The 14,335-nt window shown below is 71.0% G+C and carries 21 protein-coding genes; 9 read left to right on the top strand and 12 right to left on the bottom strand.

Translation table 11 applies throughout. The annotated features are described in order from the left end of the window. The 7 genes from G3573_RS13615 to G3573_RS13645 all read right to left on the bottom strand — a co-directional run. Positions 1 to 558: hypothetical protein (locus G3573_RS13615; protein WP_163261786.1), on the bottom strand; the 558-nt coding region annotated here is incomplete at its 3' end. Between the two features lie 64 nt (positions 559 to 622). After that, on the bottom strand, positions 623 to 1,768 hold the full coding sequence (locus tag G3573_RS13620) for a hypothetical protein (RefSeq protein WP_163261787.1): 1,146 nt from the start codon (positions 1,766 to 1,768) through the stop codon (positions 623 to 625). A 203-nt stretch (positions 1,769 to 1,971) separates the two neighbouring features. Next, positions 1,972 to 2,403, bottom strand: coding sequence for a hotdog fold thioesterase (locus G3573_RS13625; RefSeq protein WP_205598250.1), 432 nt, complete (start codon positions 2,401 to 2,403; stop codon positions 1,972 to 1,974). Between the two features lie 148 nt (positions 2,404 to 2,551). Then, positions 2,552 to 2,983, bottom strand: coding sequence for an SMI1/KNR4 family protein (locus tag G3573_RS13630; RefSeq protein WP_163261788.1), 432 nt, complete (start codon positions 2,981 to 2,983; stop codon positions 2,552 to 2,554). Between the two features lie 127 nt (positions 2,984 to 3,110). Continuing rightward, positions 3,111 to 3,740: a hypothetical protein gene (locus G3573_RS13635; protein ID WP_163261789.1), complete on the bottom strand. Its 630-nt coding sequence runs from the start codon at positions 3,738 to 3,740 to the stop codon at positions 3,111 to 3,113. Between the two features lie 109 nt (positions 3,741 to 3,849). Next, a complete protein-coding gene (locus G3573_RS13640; protein WP_163261790.1) occupies positions 3,850 to 4,416 on the bottom strand; it encodes a YdeI/OmpD-associated family protein in 567 nt (188 codons plus the stop codon). A 6-nt stretch (positions 4,417 to 4,422) separates the two neighbouring features. Further along, entirely contained in the window at positions 4,423 to 4,875 is a 453-nt protein-coding gene (locus tag G3573_RS13645; protein WP_163261791.1) for a hypothetical protein, read from the bottom strand. Between the two features lie 120 nt (positions 4,876 to 4,995). On the opposite strand from G3573_RS13645, the gene G3573_RS13650 reads away from it, so the two are divergent. From G3573_RS13650 to G3573_RS13665, 4 genes are all read left to right on the top strand, one after another. Beyond that, on the top strand, positions 4,996 to 5,403 hold the full coding sequence (locus G3573_RS13650) for a hypothetical protein (protein ID WP_163261792.1): 408 nt from the start codon (positions 4,996 to 4,998) through the stop codon (positions 5,401 to 5,403). Next, positions 5,403 to 6,020 carry a tetratricopeptide repeat protein gene (locus G3573_RS13655; protein WP_163261793.1) on the top strand — a complete coding sequence of 206 codons (618 nt, stop codon included), beginning with the start codon at positions 5,403 to 5,405 and terminating at the stop codon, positions 6,018 to 6,020. Before G3573_RS13650 ends, G3573_RS13655 begins: the two co-directional genes overlap by 1 nt. 69 nt (positions 6,021 to 6,089) lie before the next feature. After that, on the top strand, positions 6,090 to 6,587 hold the full coding sequence (locus G3573_RS13660; protein WP_163261794.1) for a hypothetical protein: 498 nt from the start codon (positions 6,090 to 6,092) through the stop codon (positions 6,585 to 6,587). Continuing rightward, on the top strand, positions 6,584 to 7,375 hold the full coding sequence (locus G3573_RS13665; RefSeq protein ID WP_163261795.1) for a PhzF family phenazine biosynthesis protein: 792 nt from the start codon (positions 6,584 to 6,586) through the stop codon (positions 7,373 to 7,375). The genes G3573_RS13660 and G3573_RS13665 overlap by 4 nt, the downstream gene beginning before the upstream one ends. A 10-nt stretch (positions 7,376 to 7,385) precedes the next feature. Here the strand turns inward: G3573_RS13665 and G3573_RS13670 are convergent, their stop codons facing one another. After that, positions 7,386 to 7,778, bottom strand: a complete 393-nt coding sequence (locus G3573_RS13670) for a hypothetical protein (RefSeq protein WP_163261796.1) — start codon at positions 7,776 to 7,778, stop codon at positions 7,386 to 7,388. Between the two features lie 121 nt (positions 7,779 to 7,899). Between G3573_RS13670 and G3573_RS13675 the strand changes: the two genes are divergently transcribed. Then, positions 7,900 to 8,448 carry a hypothetical protein gene (locus G3573_RS13675; RefSeq protein ID WP_163261797.1) on the top strand — a complete coding sequence of 183 codons (549 nt, stop codon included), beginning with the start codon at positions 7,900 to 7,902 and terminating at the stop codon, positions 8,446 to 8,448. A gap of 98 nt (positions 8,449 to 8,546) precedes the next feature. Further along, positions 8,547 to 8,828, top strand: coding sequence for a hypothetical protein (locus G3573_RS13680; protein ID WP_163261798.1), 282 nt, complete (start codon positions 8,547 to 8,549; stop codon positions 8,826 to 8,828). Between the two features lie 6 nt (positions 8,829 to 8,834). Here the strand turns inward: G3573_RS13680 and G3573_RS13685 are convergent, their stop codons facing one another. Together G3573_RS13685 and G3573_RS13690 are read right to left on the bottom strand one after the other, a co-directional pair. After that, on the bottom strand, positions 8,835 to 9,719 hold the full coding sequence (locus tag G3573_RS13685; protein ID WP_163261799.1) for a CPBP family intramembrane glutamic endopeptidase: 885 nt from the start codon (positions 9,717 to 9,719) through the stop codon (positions 8,835 to 8,837). Positions 9,720 to 9,742: 23 nt separating this feature from the next. Then, positions 9,743 to 10,204: a MarR family transcriptional regulator gene (locus G3573_RS13690; protein WP_163261800.1), complete on the bottom strand. Its 462-nt coding sequence runs from the start codon at positions 10,202 to 10,204 to the stop codon at positions 9,743 to 9,745. 156 nt (positions 10,205 to 10,360) lie between these two features. On the opposite strand from G3573_RS13690, the gene G3573_RS13695 reads away from it, so the two are divergent. Beyond that, the gene (locus G3573_RS13695) at positions 10,361 to 10,705 is read left to right on the top strand and encodes a DUF559 domain-containing protein (protein ID WP_163261801.1); all 345 of its coding nucleotides are present in this window, start codon (positions 10,361 to 10,363) and stop codon (positions 10,703 to 10,705) included. Between the two features lie 66 nt (positions 10,706 to 10,771). Next, entirely contained in the window at positions 10,772 to 12,511 is a 1,740-nt protein-coding gene (locus G3573_RS13700) for an MFS transporter (RefSeq protein WP_163261802.1), read from the top strand. Here the strand turns inward: G3573_RS13700 and G3573_RS13705 are convergent. Next, positions 12,459 to 13,271, bottom strand: coding sequence for a crotonase/enoyl-CoA hydratase family protein (locus tag G3573_RS13705; RefSeq protein ID WP_163261803.1), 813 nt, complete (start codon positions 13,269 to 13,271; stop codon positions 12,459 to 12,461). The two genes, G3573_RS13700 and G3573_RS13705, sit on opposite strands and share 53 nt — an antisense overlap. 99 nt (positions 13,272 to 13,370) lie before the next feature. Between G3573_RS13705 and G3573_RS13710 the strand changes: the two genes are divergently transcribed. Then, positions 13,371 to 13,895, top strand: a complete 525-nt coding sequence (locus G3573_RS13710) for a dihydrofolate reductase family protein (protein ID WP_163261804.1) — start codon at positions 13,371 to 13,373, stop codon at positions 13,893 to 13,895. Between the two features lie 15 nt (positions 13,896 to 13,910). On the opposite strand, the gene G3573_RS13715 is transcribed toward G3573_RS13710, so the two are convergent. Next, the coding region (locus G3573_RS13715; RefSeq protein WP_205598251.1) for a hypothetical protein at positions 13,911 to 14,335 on the bottom strand (425 nt) is incomplete at its 5' end.

Here is a 14,335-nt window from a genome sequence, read left to right on the forward strand (position 1 = left end):
GGCCTGGGCGCGCAGCTCGCGGTAGGCGGCCTCGTAGAAGGCCTGGTCGCTGGCCCCGGCGCGGGCGCGGCGCACCGGGTCCAGCCGGCCGGCCGCGGCCGCCTGCATCACCGCCAGCCGGTAGCGGCGCCAGGCGTGCTCGACGTCGGGCGAGCTGAGCTCGCGCCGGTCGGGCGTGTCGGCGCAGGGGCCGACGTTGTCGTTGAGCGCGGCGACATAGACCCCGGCCATGGCCCGCTGCTGGGCCATCAGCTTCTCGACCGGGGCCTGCATCATCAGCTGCGGCTCCTCCCAGGGCAGGCGGTCGGCCTCGACCAGGGTTGCGACCACCGCGCGGTCCAAATCCGGCGACTGGGCGAGCGCGCGGGCCAGAAGGCGCGGGCCCTCGTCGGGGAAGGCCTGGTCCAGCGCGTGCCAGTAGCTGGCCGCGGGCCCGTTCTGGCGCAGCTGGTCGTAGACCGCCTCGGCGTCCGGCGTCTGCGCCGCGGCCGCGAGCGGGGCGGCGAAGAGAGCGGCGGCGAGCAGGAAGGCCAGCGGGAAGGCGGGCGGTCGGGCCATGACGAACTCCGGTCCGGCGTGCGGGTGACAACCGCGAGAACGGCTGCGAGGTCGCGCGCGCCGTTCACAACAACAGCTTCACCGCCTCCCTGAGGATCTCGGTGGCCGGCACCTCGATCAGCGCCACCGGCGCGAACGGCACGATGGCGGCGAAGGCCAGGCGCAGCAGGTCGGTGCGGCTGAACGGGGTGACGCGCAGGCGCCCGGCGGTGGCGACGGTGGAGGACAGGTCGATCACGGCGGAGAAGTCCGGCGTCTCCAGCGGGTCGGGCATCTCGCCGGGCGGGGTGTCCAGCCACTTGGCCTCGAAGCGGCGCAGCTGGCGCTCGGACAGGGCCGAATAGGCCAGCTGGCCGTCGCGGCGCGCCTCCAGCAGCCGCCACGAGAAGAAGGTCAGCGGGAAGACCGCCATGATCACCATGGCCAGCGCGACGACCCCGGCGGTGGCGACCGAGAAGGTCGGGTCCTGGAACGGCGGGCGGCGCTCCAGCACCACCGAGGCCAGGGCCCCCGCCGGGGCGACGGCCAGGGCGAACACGGCCGGCTGGAAGCCGCGCAGGCCCACCGCCAGGAAGCCCAGCCCCGCCGCCTGGTCCGGGTGGCCCGGGGCCAGCTTCAGGTTCAGCCGCGAGGTGCGCCACAGATAGCTCCACCACAGCAGCACCCGCCAGGTGAAGCCCAGCACCACGTAGTAGTAGAGCGGCAGGGCCACGACCGCGTGCCACACCGCCGCCGCCGACGGGCCGCCGTCGGGCGCCAGGCGCCAGGCCAGGTGCTCGCTGCCGGCCAGCTCGCGCTCGAACGAGACGGCGGCGAGCACCGCGGCGGTCAGGGCGGCGGCCAGGCACAGCACCTGGACCAGGCGGGAGTCGCGCAGGCGCAGCAGCCGGTCCAGCTGCTGGCTGTAGCGGTTGCGCTCGTCCGGCGCGATCAGGTCGGCGCGCAGGAAGTGGCGCGCGACCTCGGCCATGCGCGGATTGACCAGGGTCGGGGCCAGGATCAGCAGCGGCAGCGAGATCAGCAGCCGCCCGTGCGGGCCCGGGTCGTGCAGGAAGGCGCCCAGCTGGCCCGCCCGCGCCGCCAGCAGGGCCACCGGCAGCCAGGCGATCGCCGCCGTGACGGCGGCCAGCGCCAGAAGCCGGCGCGGCTCCTCCCGCCACGGCAGGGGCCGGGTGTGGCTGAACAGGGGAAAGTCGCGCTCGCGCTCCATCGCCCAGCAACCGCCGCCGGGGGCGGCTATGTTCCTTCTCCCCTTGCGGGAGAAGGTGTCCGGCGGAGCCGGACGGATGAGGGGTGCCTGCGCCGGGGCGTCAGGATGAGGGGCGTGGTCGCGCCGGACGGTTCAGGCGTCGCGCCGGCACCCCTCATCCGACGCGCTCCGCGCGCCACCTTCTCCCGCAAGGGGAGAAGGGCTCAGGGTTTCGCGATCACCGCCAGCGTGCAGCGCGACACGCAGACCAGCTTGCCTTGCTCGTCGGTGATGCGGATCGACCAGATCTGGGTGGTGCGGCCCAGGTTGTCGGGGCGGGCCTCGCCGTAGACCCATTTGCCGGAGCTGACCGGGCGCACGTGGTTGGCGTTGATCTCCATGCCCACGCAGGCGAAGCGCTCGGGATCGAGCGTGTAGTAGCCGGCCGCCGAGGCCAGGGTCTCGGCGAAGGCCACCGAGGCGCCGCCGTGCAGCACCCCGGCGTACTGGCGGGTGCGCTCGTCGACCGGCATGCGGCCCTTCACCCAGTCCGGCCCGGCCTCGGTGAACTCGATGCCCAGCGTCTCCACCAGGGTGCCGGGCGAAAGGTCTTGCGTGCCGTCGAGCGGGAAGTCGCCCGCATGCCAGATGGACAAGGGAGGTCTCCGGGTGAACTGGCGCCGGATACGGCGGCGCTTGCGGGAGATGGCGCGGCGGGCGGCGGAAGGGAAGGGGGCGACATCCGCTAAGGGCGCGAAAGCGGCCCCCCGGCCGCCAGCCCCGGGCCTCTGGCTTGCGCGGCGATTACGCCAAGAAATCTTCCATATCCGAGGTGAGAAAATCCTCGAAGGAATTTGAACGCCCTCTAGAGGGTGACTTCGCAGGAATATCCCACACGATCACTTCGCAATCAGCATTCCAGCATCTACTAGTATCAATACATACGTACTCGTCGCCTTCGCGATCGCAAATTACGATCATACAATGCGGCAGCGCATTGCGATCCCGGGCCTCCTTTGTGCGCCTCACCACGTTGTTAAATTCGGCGCCGAGACCGAAATATTCATTCGGGCCGAACGAAACCCAACCCCACTTCGAAAGATACTCTCGAAACGACGGAGGAAATTTCACCCCAAGCGCATCTTCCGCACGCTTGATGGCAGCCGAAGTTTGAGGCTCCCCAACATCAGCTAGGTCCCTATTGCCCAACAGAATCCGAGCAACGCTGTCGAACATCATCAGCCCCTTTGACCCACGCGACTGAGGCTCCGCTGAAGGTGGTGGACGCCCCTCCGGGAAGGGGGGGCAGGAAGTGGGGACACGCACCACTTTCCAGGGAAGTGGGGACCTTGGAGGCTGGCGGCTACTTCCACGCGACGGGATGGTGCGCCGCGTCGAAAATCCTGTCCTCGCCCCAGGTCTCTTTCAGATAGGCGAGGCTTGCCAACATCACCGCATCCAGATGGCCTCGGCCCGTGTCCGGTTTCGGCTTGCCCGCGACCGTCGGGACATCTTTGATCGGCAACGTCGTCACGAAGACCGCAATCAGATCAGGATCCCCGTCGATCTGGTAGCAATTTATACTGACCAGATCTTCGCCGATCACCTGGACGGCGTTGGATCTGAAGCCAAAGCCGTTGCTTTGGAATTTCTGTCGAATATCGGCGAGCGTGGTCGCGCCGAATTTCAGGCCGGGCGCCTCGGTGACCGCGCTTGTAGGGTCGCCGCCCCAATCGGACTCGATGAATACGATGCGGCCGGTCTGCGGAGACGCCGTCACCGAGACCGAGTTCCCGCTCGACAGGTCCCATTTGACGACGGCGAACGCGCCTTGCGCTTCCATGTCGGACGGCCGCGGATGGGCTTTGGCGGCGACTTTGAAATCCTCGCCCACCTTGAACCCGAATATCGACTGGGCATGGGCCTTTCCCGTGAAAACGGTCGCGCCCAGGCAGAGGATCAGGGCGAGCTGTATTCCAATCCGACGATGCATCGATCTAGATTCCCCGACAGGTGGGCGAGCCTAACTGGGCCAGGCGGTCGCCGCGAAAGCGGAACCTTTCCGACGTCTGCTACGGGCGAAAGCGGACCCCGACAGGGCGTCAGTGAAACCGCTCGCCCCGGTCGAGCTTTGCGAGGATCTCGGCCATCCGCTTCGCCCGGGTCTCGGGCCGCTTGGCCGTCTGGAGGCGATAGTAGATCGGGAAGAGGTTCTTGCGGTCCAGGTTCTGGAAGAAGGCCTTGGCCGCCGGTCTCGCCTCGAGCGCCTCGAGGAAGTCCTCGGGAATGCTCATCCCGGCCGAGCCCGCATAGGCGTTGTCCCACCGGCCGGCGGCCTTGGCGGCGTCCACCTGGGCCAGGCCCGCGGGCGTCATCCGGCCCTCGCCGATCAGGCGCGTCGCGTGCTCGCAGTTCTTCTTCGACCAGTTGGAGCCGGGCTTCCTGGGGGTGAGGCGCTGAAGATAGGACACGGCGTCGAGCGACTGCTTCTGTCCGTCGATCCAGCCGAAGGCGATGGCCTCGACCACGCAGTCCGACCAGGTCACCGACGGGGTCCCCGAGCCGGCCTTGTAGATCCGCACCCACAGCTCGCGGGCGCTGGCGTGATGCGCGGCGAGCCAGTCGGCGAGCCGGGCGGGCGTGTCGAAGGCCAGGATGGTGCGGCTCATGTCGCTCTACAGATGAAGCCCCGCCCACAGGCAGACGCCGCTGAGAAGGGTGTTCCAGAGCACCGACCAGAACCGGGCAGGCTGGCGCTCGCGTTCGTAGGTGCTGCGGGCGCCGCGCACGGCGGGCTGGATCCTGCCGGTCGACAGGCCGATGGCGACGGAGACGAGCCCCCAGGCTCCGAGGGCGGACAGCAGAAGGGCGGGCAAGCGCGGCCAATGGGCGAAGCGCACGGCCGCGGGCGTGTGGATGAAGACCGCCAGCGCGGCGAGACCGGCCAGGGCGGCCAGGCTGAGGGCGAACTTGAGCGTCGCGCCCCGGTCGGGCGCGTCGGCGAGCAGGGCTTTCCACTGTCGCGACCGCTGGTCGGTCACGTGCCGCCAGGCGTAGCGCGCGGGGACGAACGCGCACAGCGCGATCAGGATCAGCAGCCAGACCCGGATGGGGAGGAGATCGAGCATCCCCACCGAAGCACTCCGATTCCGCGGGTGTGCGCAACGGGGCTCGCTTCTGCGCGGCGGCGGTCCGGGCTATTCAGAGCGCGATCGCGCCGGCCTGAGCGCGCGAGGGGGCGAGCGTCGATGAGCGAACTGAGGCTGGGCGGCCATCCGTCGTCTGCTTTTCTCGAGCGGTTCGAGTCCGCGCCGCTGAGGATCGACGCCGACGACGCGATCGCCGAGATCGAGGTGGGCGAACATCAGTTCGAGGTCGCCTTGCCTTCGGACGGGCGCACGGTCAGGGCGGAGCTCCTGGCGGTCGCCCGCGAGGTGCTGGCGCAGATCGTGGACCTGGACGCGATCGCCATGCGCGAGGTCGATGGGACCGAACAGGACGGCGCGCTGTTCGTGCTCGACATCCTGTCGGTAGACGAGGTCGATCTTCGCTATTCTGCGGCCGCGTGGAATTCCGACTGGTGCGAGATGTTCAGGCGGGGGGCTGACGGCGGGTGGGCGCACCACGGCGTGCGGACGTACACGGCGGCGTCGTGATGTTCGCTCCGGGGCGAAAGCCGAAGGTCGAATGGGACGTCGACGCTCTCGAAGACCCACTGCTGGCCGAATACGAGCGTGCGCGCGACCAACTCCACGGGGCGGATTGGCGCGAGGCGCTGAAGGAGTTGGAAAGCCTCGCTGATCGTGGATCGCTGATGAGCATGCTGCTTGTCGCCGACGCCGCGCGGGAGGGCTGGAAGTACGAGCAGGATCTTCCCGACGCGGAAGCCTGGTACGAGGCCGCGGTCGAGGCAGGCTCGGCGCGCGGGCTCTTCGGCCTGGGCCGGACCCACCTGGCGATGGGCCGCTTCGCCGAAGCGATCCACGAGCTAGAAGCCGCCATCGCGAGAGGCTTCCCGGCGGCCTATAACGTGCTGGCGATCATGTACTTTAACGGCGAGGGCGTTCCGGTCGATCGCTGGCGGGCTTGGAAGCTCTGGCGCAAGGGAGCCGCGCTCGGTCACCTGCCGGCCAAGCGCCACATGGTTCACCAGGCGCTGCACGGTCGGTTCGGTCTTTGGGGGCGTGTCGTGGCGATCGTGAACCTTCTTCCGGTCGCCATCGAGACCGGGATTGTTCAGACCTTCACCCCTTACACTGATCGCAGGCGCTGAGGGGTGACGGTCTCCATTGCGCGGCCGCCCGAACCCTGCGACGCCTTCGGGTGGCGGAGGGGGCCCCGGATGAGCGAGCATGACGAGCGGCTGATCTCCGGCGCGGTGATCACCGCCGAAATGTGGTTCGAGCTGGAGCTGGCCTCGGCGACGGTCTTCGGACGCGACGAGGCGCCGGAACCCGGCTGCTTCTGCCTGCGCTACCGGGTCAGTCCTCTGGTCGACGTGGCCCTTGAGGGGCCGGTCAAGGCCCTGTCGCAGCTGAGCGGGACGCTGGCCGTCAGCAACCAGCGCGAACGCACCCAGCGACTGGGGCGGTTCAGCCGCGAAGACGACGGCTACCGGATCGACATCAACCTGTTCGAGGCGGAGCTGGACCGTTTCCTCAAGCTCGTCGGCCTGGGCCTGCGCCCCCGCATGCTCAAGCTGGAGTTCGACATCGAGGTCCCCCAGTGGTTCGAGCTGGGCCAGTACTGGGACGACGTGCGCTATCCACGCGTCGACATCCATGAGCACTGGATCGAGTGGAGCCCGGCGCAGACGGGCGGGCCGAGCGGGAACGCGTGAGCACCCGTTCGCGCATCTTCCAGGTCGACGCCTTCACGACGCGCCGCTTCGCCGGCAATCCGGCGGCGGTGATGCTGCTGGCGGCGTATCCGCCCGACGAGGTGCTGCACGCCCTGGCGGCGGAGAACAATCTGTCGGAGACCGCCTTCCTGGTCCCGCAGGGGCGCGACTATCGCCTGCGCTGGTTCACGCCGAAGGTCGAGGTGCCGCTGTGCGGGCACGCGACGCTGGCCAGCGCGGCGGTGGTGATGGAGCGGCTGGAGCCCGGGCGCGAGGCGGTGGTGTTCGCGACCGCCAGCGGCCCGCTGAGCGTGATCCGTTCGGGCGGCGGCTATGTGATGGACTTTCCCGCGCGCACGCTGACGCCGGTCGAGGCCCCGGCGGGGCTGGCCGCCGCGCTGGGTGTGGCGCCGCTGGAGGTGGTCTGGGACGGGGGCAACTATCTGGCGCGGCTGGCGGCGCCTGAGCAGGTGCGCGCGCTCGCGCCGGACCTCGCGGCCGTCGCGGTGCTGGACTGCGGCGGGGTGATCGTCACGGCCGAGGAGGGGGGCGAGCACGACTTCGTCAGCCGATACTTCGCCCCGGCCAAGGGCGTGCCGGAGGACCCGGTGACCGGCGGCGCGCACTGCGGGCTGGCGCCGTTCTGGGCGGCGCGGCTGGGCCGCACGGAATTCCGCGCCTTCCAGGCCTCGCGTCGCGGCGGCGAGATCGTCTGCCGCCTGAAGGGCGCGCGCGTCGAGCTGGAGGGCGCCTGCGTGTTCTACCTGGAGGGCGAGGCGGTGTTCTGACGGGCCGCGCTCAGTCCTTCGTCAGGTCGGGCATTGCCCACCAGGTCAGCGGCTCGAGGGCTGCGGCGGCGAGGCCGACCGCCAGATAGATGACGACGGCGACGCCGACCATGTCAGGCGTCCAGCGGCTTCCCGCCCCGGCGGCGGAAAGAGTGAGCGCCGTGCCGATCAGGCAGGAGTTGACCAGCCAGCGCGTCCAGAACCGGGCGCGTCGCAGCGAATTCCAGGCCATCAGCGCAAACAGGCCAATCAGGCAGGCGAACAGCGCCGCCAGCGCCAACTCTCGCGGCGTCCAGGAGAAGATCGGCGGCGAGGGCGCGTTGGTCCACAGGAAACCGGCGAGGACGGCCATGTACGCCGCGGCGAACAGGCCACCCTTCCAACCGGAAATTTTGCGGATCATGGCGGCGCCCCTCCGACCAAGTCGAGGTCAGCCTAGCTCAGGGCGGGCGGTGCGCAACTGCACGGCGGAACAGCAGCGCCTCGCGCCCGGTTCAACCGCCGCGCTTTGGACGGGAGGTTGGGTGACGGGATACGAAGAATTCTGCCTGATCGGCGCGCTGGCCGCCGCGGCGCTCACGGCCCTGATCGCATGGTGCCTGGGAAGTCGGCGCGGCCGCGCGGCGAGCCAGCACGAGTTGGCCACGACCGCCGAACAGCTGCTTGAAGCGATCTACGTCGCCGTTCTGAACGCGGCCGACAGGGCGGCGCGCGCCCCCGCGGGCGACAGGGTCGTGCACGTGTTCCAGCTGGTGCAGACCCTTGAAGATCGGTTCGGGCCGATGGCCCGGGTGATCGGGTGCGCGTGGGCGAAACGCGCCAGCGCAATCCGCGTGCTGGACCCGAATCCCTTGACCGGTGGCGCCTCGCCGCCGTTGCCAATCAACGCTTCGTCTATCAGCGGCAGCCTGACTGGCCCGGGGGGCGGGGCCTTGCAGTTCGCGCCGCATCCGCCCGCACCGGCTGCCGAGCTTTCGGTGTTCGCCGACGATTTCGCGCGGTTCTGGCGGGAAAGGGATCCGCGGATGAACGAACTGCGCGAGACTGCGCGGCTCCTCGGCGCTCCGCTCTGATCCAGCGGGGGCTGACGTCCGCCTCTTCGGACGGGGCGTCGTGACAGGCGCGAACCGGCGCGGTAGCGTCTGTGAAAATCGGCGGGGGGAGACGTCACGTGCGGGACGCGAGAGCGCTTAAGAACACGAAGAACCTGGAGTCCTGGCGCGCCTGGGAGCAGCAGGCCCAGGAGCGGTCCGGATTCTATGCGATCGCAGGGGTGGTCCTGCCGGCGCTGATGCTGGTCTTCGTCTTCGCCTGCGTGTTCCTGAAGATGGCGGTGAGCGACGCCGCCGCCGGCCTCGGCGGCTATCTGGCGGCGGCCTTCGTCCTGATGGCGGTGGCCGTGCTGCGGCTTCGGGCCTGGAAGCGGGCCAATCCCTGGTCGCCGCCGGCCTGAGCCGGCTCAGCCGCGGGCCAGCACCATCCGGAACGTCGCCTTGCGCCATTGGCCGGCGCGGATCGCGGCGACCACGAAGACCAGGCCGGCGGCCAGGCAGATCGCCAGCGCCACCACCGAGGCCTCCGGGCCGAAGGCGCCGCCGGTGATCAGCTCCGAGGCGGTGGGCGACAGGGCGATGTCGAACACGCCCTCGCTCTTTCCGCCGGAGACGGCCGCGCCGTAGATCCCGCCCTGGGTGAAGTTCCAGGCCAGATGAATGCCGATCGGCAGCCACAGGCTGCGGGTCCAGGCGTAGGCGGCGGCCAGCATGACCCCGGCCTCCAGCGCGACGGCGACGGTGCTCATGGTGGTGGCCCCCGGATTGCCGGCGTGCATCAGGCCGAAGATCGCCGCCGACAGGGTCAGCGCGACCAGGGTGCCGAAGCTCTCCTCCAGCAGGCGGAACAGCACGCCGCGGAACAGCAGCTCCTCGCCCACCGCCGCGACGATCGCCAGCAGCAGGGCCGGGGCGACCGCGCCGAAGCCGTTGAAGCCCTGCCAGCTCGCCACGCCCATGGCCGCGAAGACGGCGTAGACCGCGCTGAACAGCAGGAAGCCGATGACGAGACCGGCGGCCAGCCAGCCGGCGCCGGGGCGCAGCGCCAGCTCCTTCGGCCAGCGGCCCTCGAAGGCGCGCACCAGCAGGGCGTAGAGGACCGCCAGCCCGAGCGTCACGCCCGCCGTCGCCGCGAAGTCCAGCGCCGGGGAGAGCCGCTTGGCGGCGAACTCGAAGTGGAAGGCCAGGGTGAAGCCCAGGCCCAGCAGCAGGGGGAAGCCCAGGCCGATCAGGCGGACCACGCCCAGGCGGGGCAGGGTGGCGAGGAAGCTGCGCTTGCGGGGTTCGGACATCGGCTTGCTCTGCGGGTCGAGGTTCAGGTGTCGGATCGGGCGTCGGCCAGGCGCTGGCCGAAGGGCTTGCGTTCGAGCGCGGCGATGGCGTCGGCCAGGGTCTGGGACAGGGGCCGCGCCAGCTCGGCGTCGAGGTCGGCGGCGGCCTGGGCGGTGGCGGCCCAGCACGCCTGCAGCTTCGGCAGCAGGGCGCGGGCGGCGGGCGTCAGGCGGATCTCGCGCTGGCGGGCGTCGGTGGGCGACGGCGTGGAGCTGACCAGGCCGTCGCGGATCATCAGGTTCACCGTCTGGGTGGCGGCCGGCTGGGTGATGCCGGCGGCCTCGGCGATCTGGCCGACCGTGCGGGGCTCCGAGGCGATCAGCGCGCGCATGACGGGCGTGTAGCGCGGCCGCCAGTCGAGGCCCTGCAGCGCGTAGGCCTGCGCCACCGGCCCGTCGAGCAGGTCGAGAAGATGCCGGAGCTGGGTGCCGAGGCCCTGGGTCATGGGGACTGCATAAGTGCTTATGGGTCTGGCGTCACGTTAAACCTCGGTAAGGCGGGGGGAGCGGTCCCTCTCCCCTTGCGGGAGAGGGAGGGGCCCACGCGCAGCGTGGGAGGGTGAGGGGTTGCACTACGGCGCCGGCCGTGGCGCCCTCGGGCCATGGCCGACCTCCGCACGATGCAGGATCGAGCACGCGCCATGCGGGGCGAGCCCACCCTGGCCGAGAAGCGCCTGTGGGCGCTGTTGCGCGGCGGGCGGGTCGGCGGTCTGAAGTTCCGTCGGCAGGCGCCGCTGGGTCCCTACATCGCGGACTTCGCCTGCTTCGATCCGCGGCTGATCGTCGAGGCGGACGGCGGCGCGCACCAGAGCCCTGAGTACGACGCCGCGCGCGACGCCTGGTTCGCGGCGAACTTCTTCAAGGTGCTGCGGGTCCGGAACGAAGACGTCTTCGAACGGCCTGAGGCCGTGGTGGCTGCGATCCAGCGGATCACTGGGCGAGGGTAGCGCGACCCCTCACCCTCCCACGCTGCGCGTGGGCCCCTCCCTCTCCCGCAAGGGGAGAGGGGATCAGTGGGCGAACACACCGCCGCGTTGAACTGTTCAGGCGTCATGCGGCTCGATGTGAAAGCTGACGCCGACAACCGCGCCCCCTGGCTGCCGCTGGTCGTCATCGTGCTGGGCCAGCTGCAGATGGGGGTGAACATCAGCGCCCTGCCGGTGTCGCTGGGGCCGCTGTCGGAGGATCTGGGCGCGCCGACGACGGCCGCGGCGACGGCGCTGCTGCTGTACTCGCTGTTCGTGGCCGCCTTCGTCATGCCCGGCGCGCAGATCGGCAAGCGGGTGGGCGAGCGACGGCTGATGCAGGTCAGCCTGGCCGTGCACGGCGCGGCCATGGCGCTGATGGCGGTCGCCGGCGACGCGGCGACCATGAACCTGGCCCAGTCGATCGCCGGCGTCGCGGCCGCGGCGGCGGTGCCGACCCTGGTGGTGCTGATCGCGGCGCACTATCGCGGCCGCCAGCAGGAGACCGCGCTGGGCGTGCTGGCGGTCATGCCGGCGGTGGCCAGCATCATCGCCTTCGCGCTGGCGGGCTGGCTGGCGACGGCCTTCAGCTGGCGCTGGTCGTACTGGCTGATCGTCGCCCTGGCGGTGGTGGTGCAGGTCTTGAGTTTCCGATTGGCGCCGATCGCGCGCCAGCCGGGCGTGCGGATCGATTCTGTCGGCGTGGCGCTGTCGGCGGCCGCCGTCGCGCTGGTCCTGGTGGGCTTCAACAACCTGCAGACCTGGGGCTTGCTGGCCGCGACACCCGCGGCGCCGGTCGCGCCGCTGGGCGTGTCGCCGGCGCCGATCCTGATCCTGCTGGGGATCGTGCTGGGGCAGGGGTTCTTCGCCTGGTCGAACCGGCGCGTGCGCGCGGGAATGCAGCCGCTGCTGGCCATGGAGGTGCTGGACAGCCGCGAGGAGCAGAGCGCGGTGATCGCCTTCCTGGTCGCCGGCAGCCTGGGCCTGGCGGTGGGGTTCCTGATCCCGCTCTACGTGCAGATCGTCCAGGGCCGCACGCCGCTGGCCTCGGCCGTCGCCATCCTGCCGTACTCGGGGGCGATCGCGGTCGCCGGGGTGTGGTCGGTGCGGCTGTACGACCGCTTCGCGCCACGGGTGCTGGGGATCGCCGCGTTCGTGGGGATCGCGATCGGCCTGGCGGTGGTCGCCTTCACCGTGGGGCGGGCCTGGAGCACGGCGCCGGTGGTGCTGGGCCTGCTGCTGGTCGGGGTCGGCGAGGGGACGCTGCTGACCCTGCTGTTCAACGTGCTGGTGTCGGCCTCGCCCAAGCGGCTGGCCGGCGACGTCGCCGCGCTCCGCGGCGTGGCCAACAACGTCTCCAACGCGCTGGGCGCGGCCTTCGCCAGCGTGGTGGCGGTGGGGCTGCTGAGCATGTTCCTGGGCTCGGCGCTCGCCCGCTCCGACCTGCCGGCGCCGGTCACGGCCCGGGTCGTGTCCGAACAGGTCGGCTTCGTCACCCCCGACGAGCTGAGGCGCGGGCTCGTCGGCGTCCAGGCGGCGCCGGACCAGGCGCAGGCGGCGGTGGCGATCAACCGCGAGGCCGGGGTGCGCGCCCTGCAGGGCTCGTTCCTGATCGTGGCCTTCGTCTCGCTGCTGTCGATCTTCCCGGCCGCGAAACTGCCGAAGTACACGCCGGGCGAGCTGTCGGCGGAGGACCTTCTTCTCCCTCTCCCGCAAGGGGAGAGGGGATCGGAACTCACGCCTCCGCCGGGCCGAAGGCCGGGTCGCGGCGCTGCAGGCCGGCCATGACGGCTTCGCGCTGGTTGGGGCCGCCGATCAGGGCGGACTGTTCGCGGGCCTCGGCGGCCAGCACGCCGGCGGCGTCGAGGTCGAAGGCCTGGTTGAACAGGCGCTTGGCGGCGCGCACGGCGTCGGGGCTTTTGCCGGCGATCTCGGCGGCCAGCGCGCGGGCGCGCGACAGCGGGTCCGCGTCGACCCAGGTCGCGAGGCCGAGCGACCCGGCCTCCGTCCCCTCGACCACCCGGCCGGTGAACACCAGCTCGCGCGCGACGTCGGCGCGGACCAGTTCGCGCAGCAGGGCGATCCCGGCCATGTCCGGCACCAGGCCCCACTTCACCTCCATGGCCGACAGCCTGGCGTCCGGGGCGACGCAGCGCACGTCGGCGCCCAGCGCGATCTGGAAGCCGGCGCCGAAGGCCGGGCCGTGCACGGCGGCGATCACCGGGACGGGCAGGGTGCGCCAGCCCCAGGCGGTCTGCTGCGGCGCGTTGGCCTGGCCGTGGGTGCGGGCCATCAGGCCGAGATCGTCGCCGGCCGCCAGCGCGCCCATGGCCATCATGTCGAGGCCCGCGCAGAAGCCGCGGCCCTCGCCGTGCAGCACCACCGCGCGCACCGCGCGGTCCTCGCGCAGCCGGTCCTGGGCGGCGACGACGCCTGCGATCATGGCCGGGTCGACGGCGTTCAGCTTGTCCGGCCGGTTCAGCCGCACCTCGGCCACGCCGTCCTCGCCCAGGCTCACCACGACACGATCGTTCTTGGGTTCGTCCATGACGCACACCTCCCGCTCAGGCGGCGCAGTTGAGCCGAGGTTGGAGATTCGCGCGACGGTTCAGGCTATCTGGAAGGCCCCTGGATGGAGATCTGCGGCATGGCCAGGCTCGTCTACGCGTTGAACGTGTCCCTGGACGGGTACGTCGACCACGACAGGTTCGCGCCCGATCCGGTGCTGTTCCGCCACTTCATCGAGGACATCGGCGCCATGGCCGCCGTCGTCTACGGGCGGCGCATGTACGAGCTCATGCGCTACTGGGACGACGAGCAGCCGGGCTGGGGCGACGCGGAGCGCGAATACGCGGCCGCCTGGCGCAGCCGTCACAAGTGGGTGGGGTCGCGCACCCTGACCTCGGTGGGGCCCAACGCCACCCTGATCAGCGACGGGGTCGAGGCGGCGGTGCGCCGGCTGAAGACCGAGCTGGACGGCGAGATCGAGGTGGCCGGGCCGGTGCTGGCCGGCGGCCTGACGGGGCTGATCGACGAGTACCGGCTGTACCTGCACCCCGTCGTGCTGGGGAGCGGCGCGCCGTTCTTCACCGGGCCGCGCCCGCGGCTGCGGCTGGTGGGCGACGAGCGGATCGGCGCGGACGTGATCCGGCTGAGCTACGTGCCGGCGTAGGCGCGCGCGCCGCCGTCAGCGCGTGTCCCCGTCCACCCAGGTGAGCCTGGCGGCGCGGACGAGGAATTCCGGCTGGCCGTTGTGGGTCCAGGCGACGCCGGTGCAGTCGCAGAGCGCTTTCTGGCCCTCGTGTTCGGGGCCGACGCTGCGCACGAAATCGCCGAACTGCTCGCGCACGCCCTGGTCGGCGAAGTCCGGGAACACGATGTCGTCGTCGCCGCCCCGAACCGGGATCAGGTAGAAGCCGTGGTGCATCTCCCAGCCGACGTAGAAGGAGCGCGTCACGTTCTCGCGCGAGCGTGACACGCGGGTCAGCGCCTCGGCCCTTTCCTGGGCCATCTGCGCCTGGAACGCTTCGGAGTGCGGGTCGATCGGCGGCGGCGGCGGGGCGGGCGGCCGAGGCGGGCTCGCGGCCGTGCAGGCGAGGGCCAGCGCCAGGG

This window comes from Caulobacter sp. 17J65-9 (assembly GCF_010975005.1).
Lineage (GTDB): Bacteria > Pseudomonadota > Alphaproteobacteria > Caulobacterales > Caulobacteraceae > 17J80-11.

Excerpts from the sequence above, each read along its gene's own strand:
- G3573_RS13630 (WP_163261788.1), bottom strand. The coding sequence starts at position 2,983 with ATGTTCGACAGCGTTGCTCGGATTCTGTTGGGCAATAGGGACCTAGCT.
- G3573_RS13655 (WP_163261793.1), top strand. The coding sequence starts at position 5,403 with ATGTTCGCTCCGGGGCGAAAGCCGAAGGTCGAATGGGACGTCGACGCT.
- G3573_RS13695 (WP_163261801.1), top strand. The coding sequence starts at position 10,361 with ATGGCCGACCTCCGCACGATGCAGGATCGAGCACGCGCCATGCGGGGC.
- G3573_RS13705 (WP_163261803.1), bottom strand. The coding sequence starts at position 13,271 with ATGGACGAACCCAAGAACGATCGTGTCGTGGTGAGCCTGGGCGAGGAC.
- G3573_RS13670 (WP_163261796.1), bottom strand. The coding sequence starts at position 7,778 with ATGATCCGCAAAATTTCCGGTTGGAAGGGTGGCCTGTTCGCCGCGGCG.
- G3573_RS13620 (WP_163261787.1), bottom strand. The coding sequence starts at position 1,768 with ATGGAGCGCGAGCGCGACTTTCCCCTGTTCAGCCACACCCGGCCCCTG.
- G3573_RS13690 (WP_163261800.1), bottom strand. The coding sequence starts at position 10,204 with ATGACCCAGGGCCTCGGCACCCAGCTCCGGCATCTTCTCGACCTGCTC.
- G3573_RS13640 (WP_163261790.1), bottom strand. The coding sequence starts at position 4,416 with ATGAGCCGCACCATCCTGGCCTTCGACACGCCCGCCCGGCTCGCCGAC.
- G3573_RS13710 (WP_163261804.1), top strand. The coding sequence starts at position 13,371 with ATGGCCAGGCTCGTCTACGCGTTGAACGTGTCCCTGGACGGGTACGTC.
- G3573_RS13635 (WP_163261789.1), bottom strand. The coding sequence starts at position 3,740 with ATGCATCGTCGGATTGGAATACAGCTCGCCCTGATCCTCTGCCTGGGC.
- G3573_RS13660 (WP_163261794.1), top strand. The coding sequence starts at position 6,090 with ATGAGCGAGCATGACGAGCGGCTGATCTCCGGCGCGGTGATCACCGCC.
- G3573_RS13645 (WP_163261791.1), bottom strand. The coding sequence starts at position 4,875 with ATGCTCGATCTCCTCCCCATCCGGGTCTGGCTGCTGATCCTGATCGCG.
- G3573_RS13650 (WP_163261792.1), top strand. The coding sequence starts at position 4,996 with ATGAGCGAACTGAGGCTGGGCGGCCATCCGTCGTCTGCTTTTCTCGAG.
- G3573_RS13685 (WP_163261799.1), bottom strand. The coding sequence starts at position 9,719 with ATGTCCGAACCCCGCAAGCGCAGCTTCCTCGCCACCCTGCCCCGCCTG.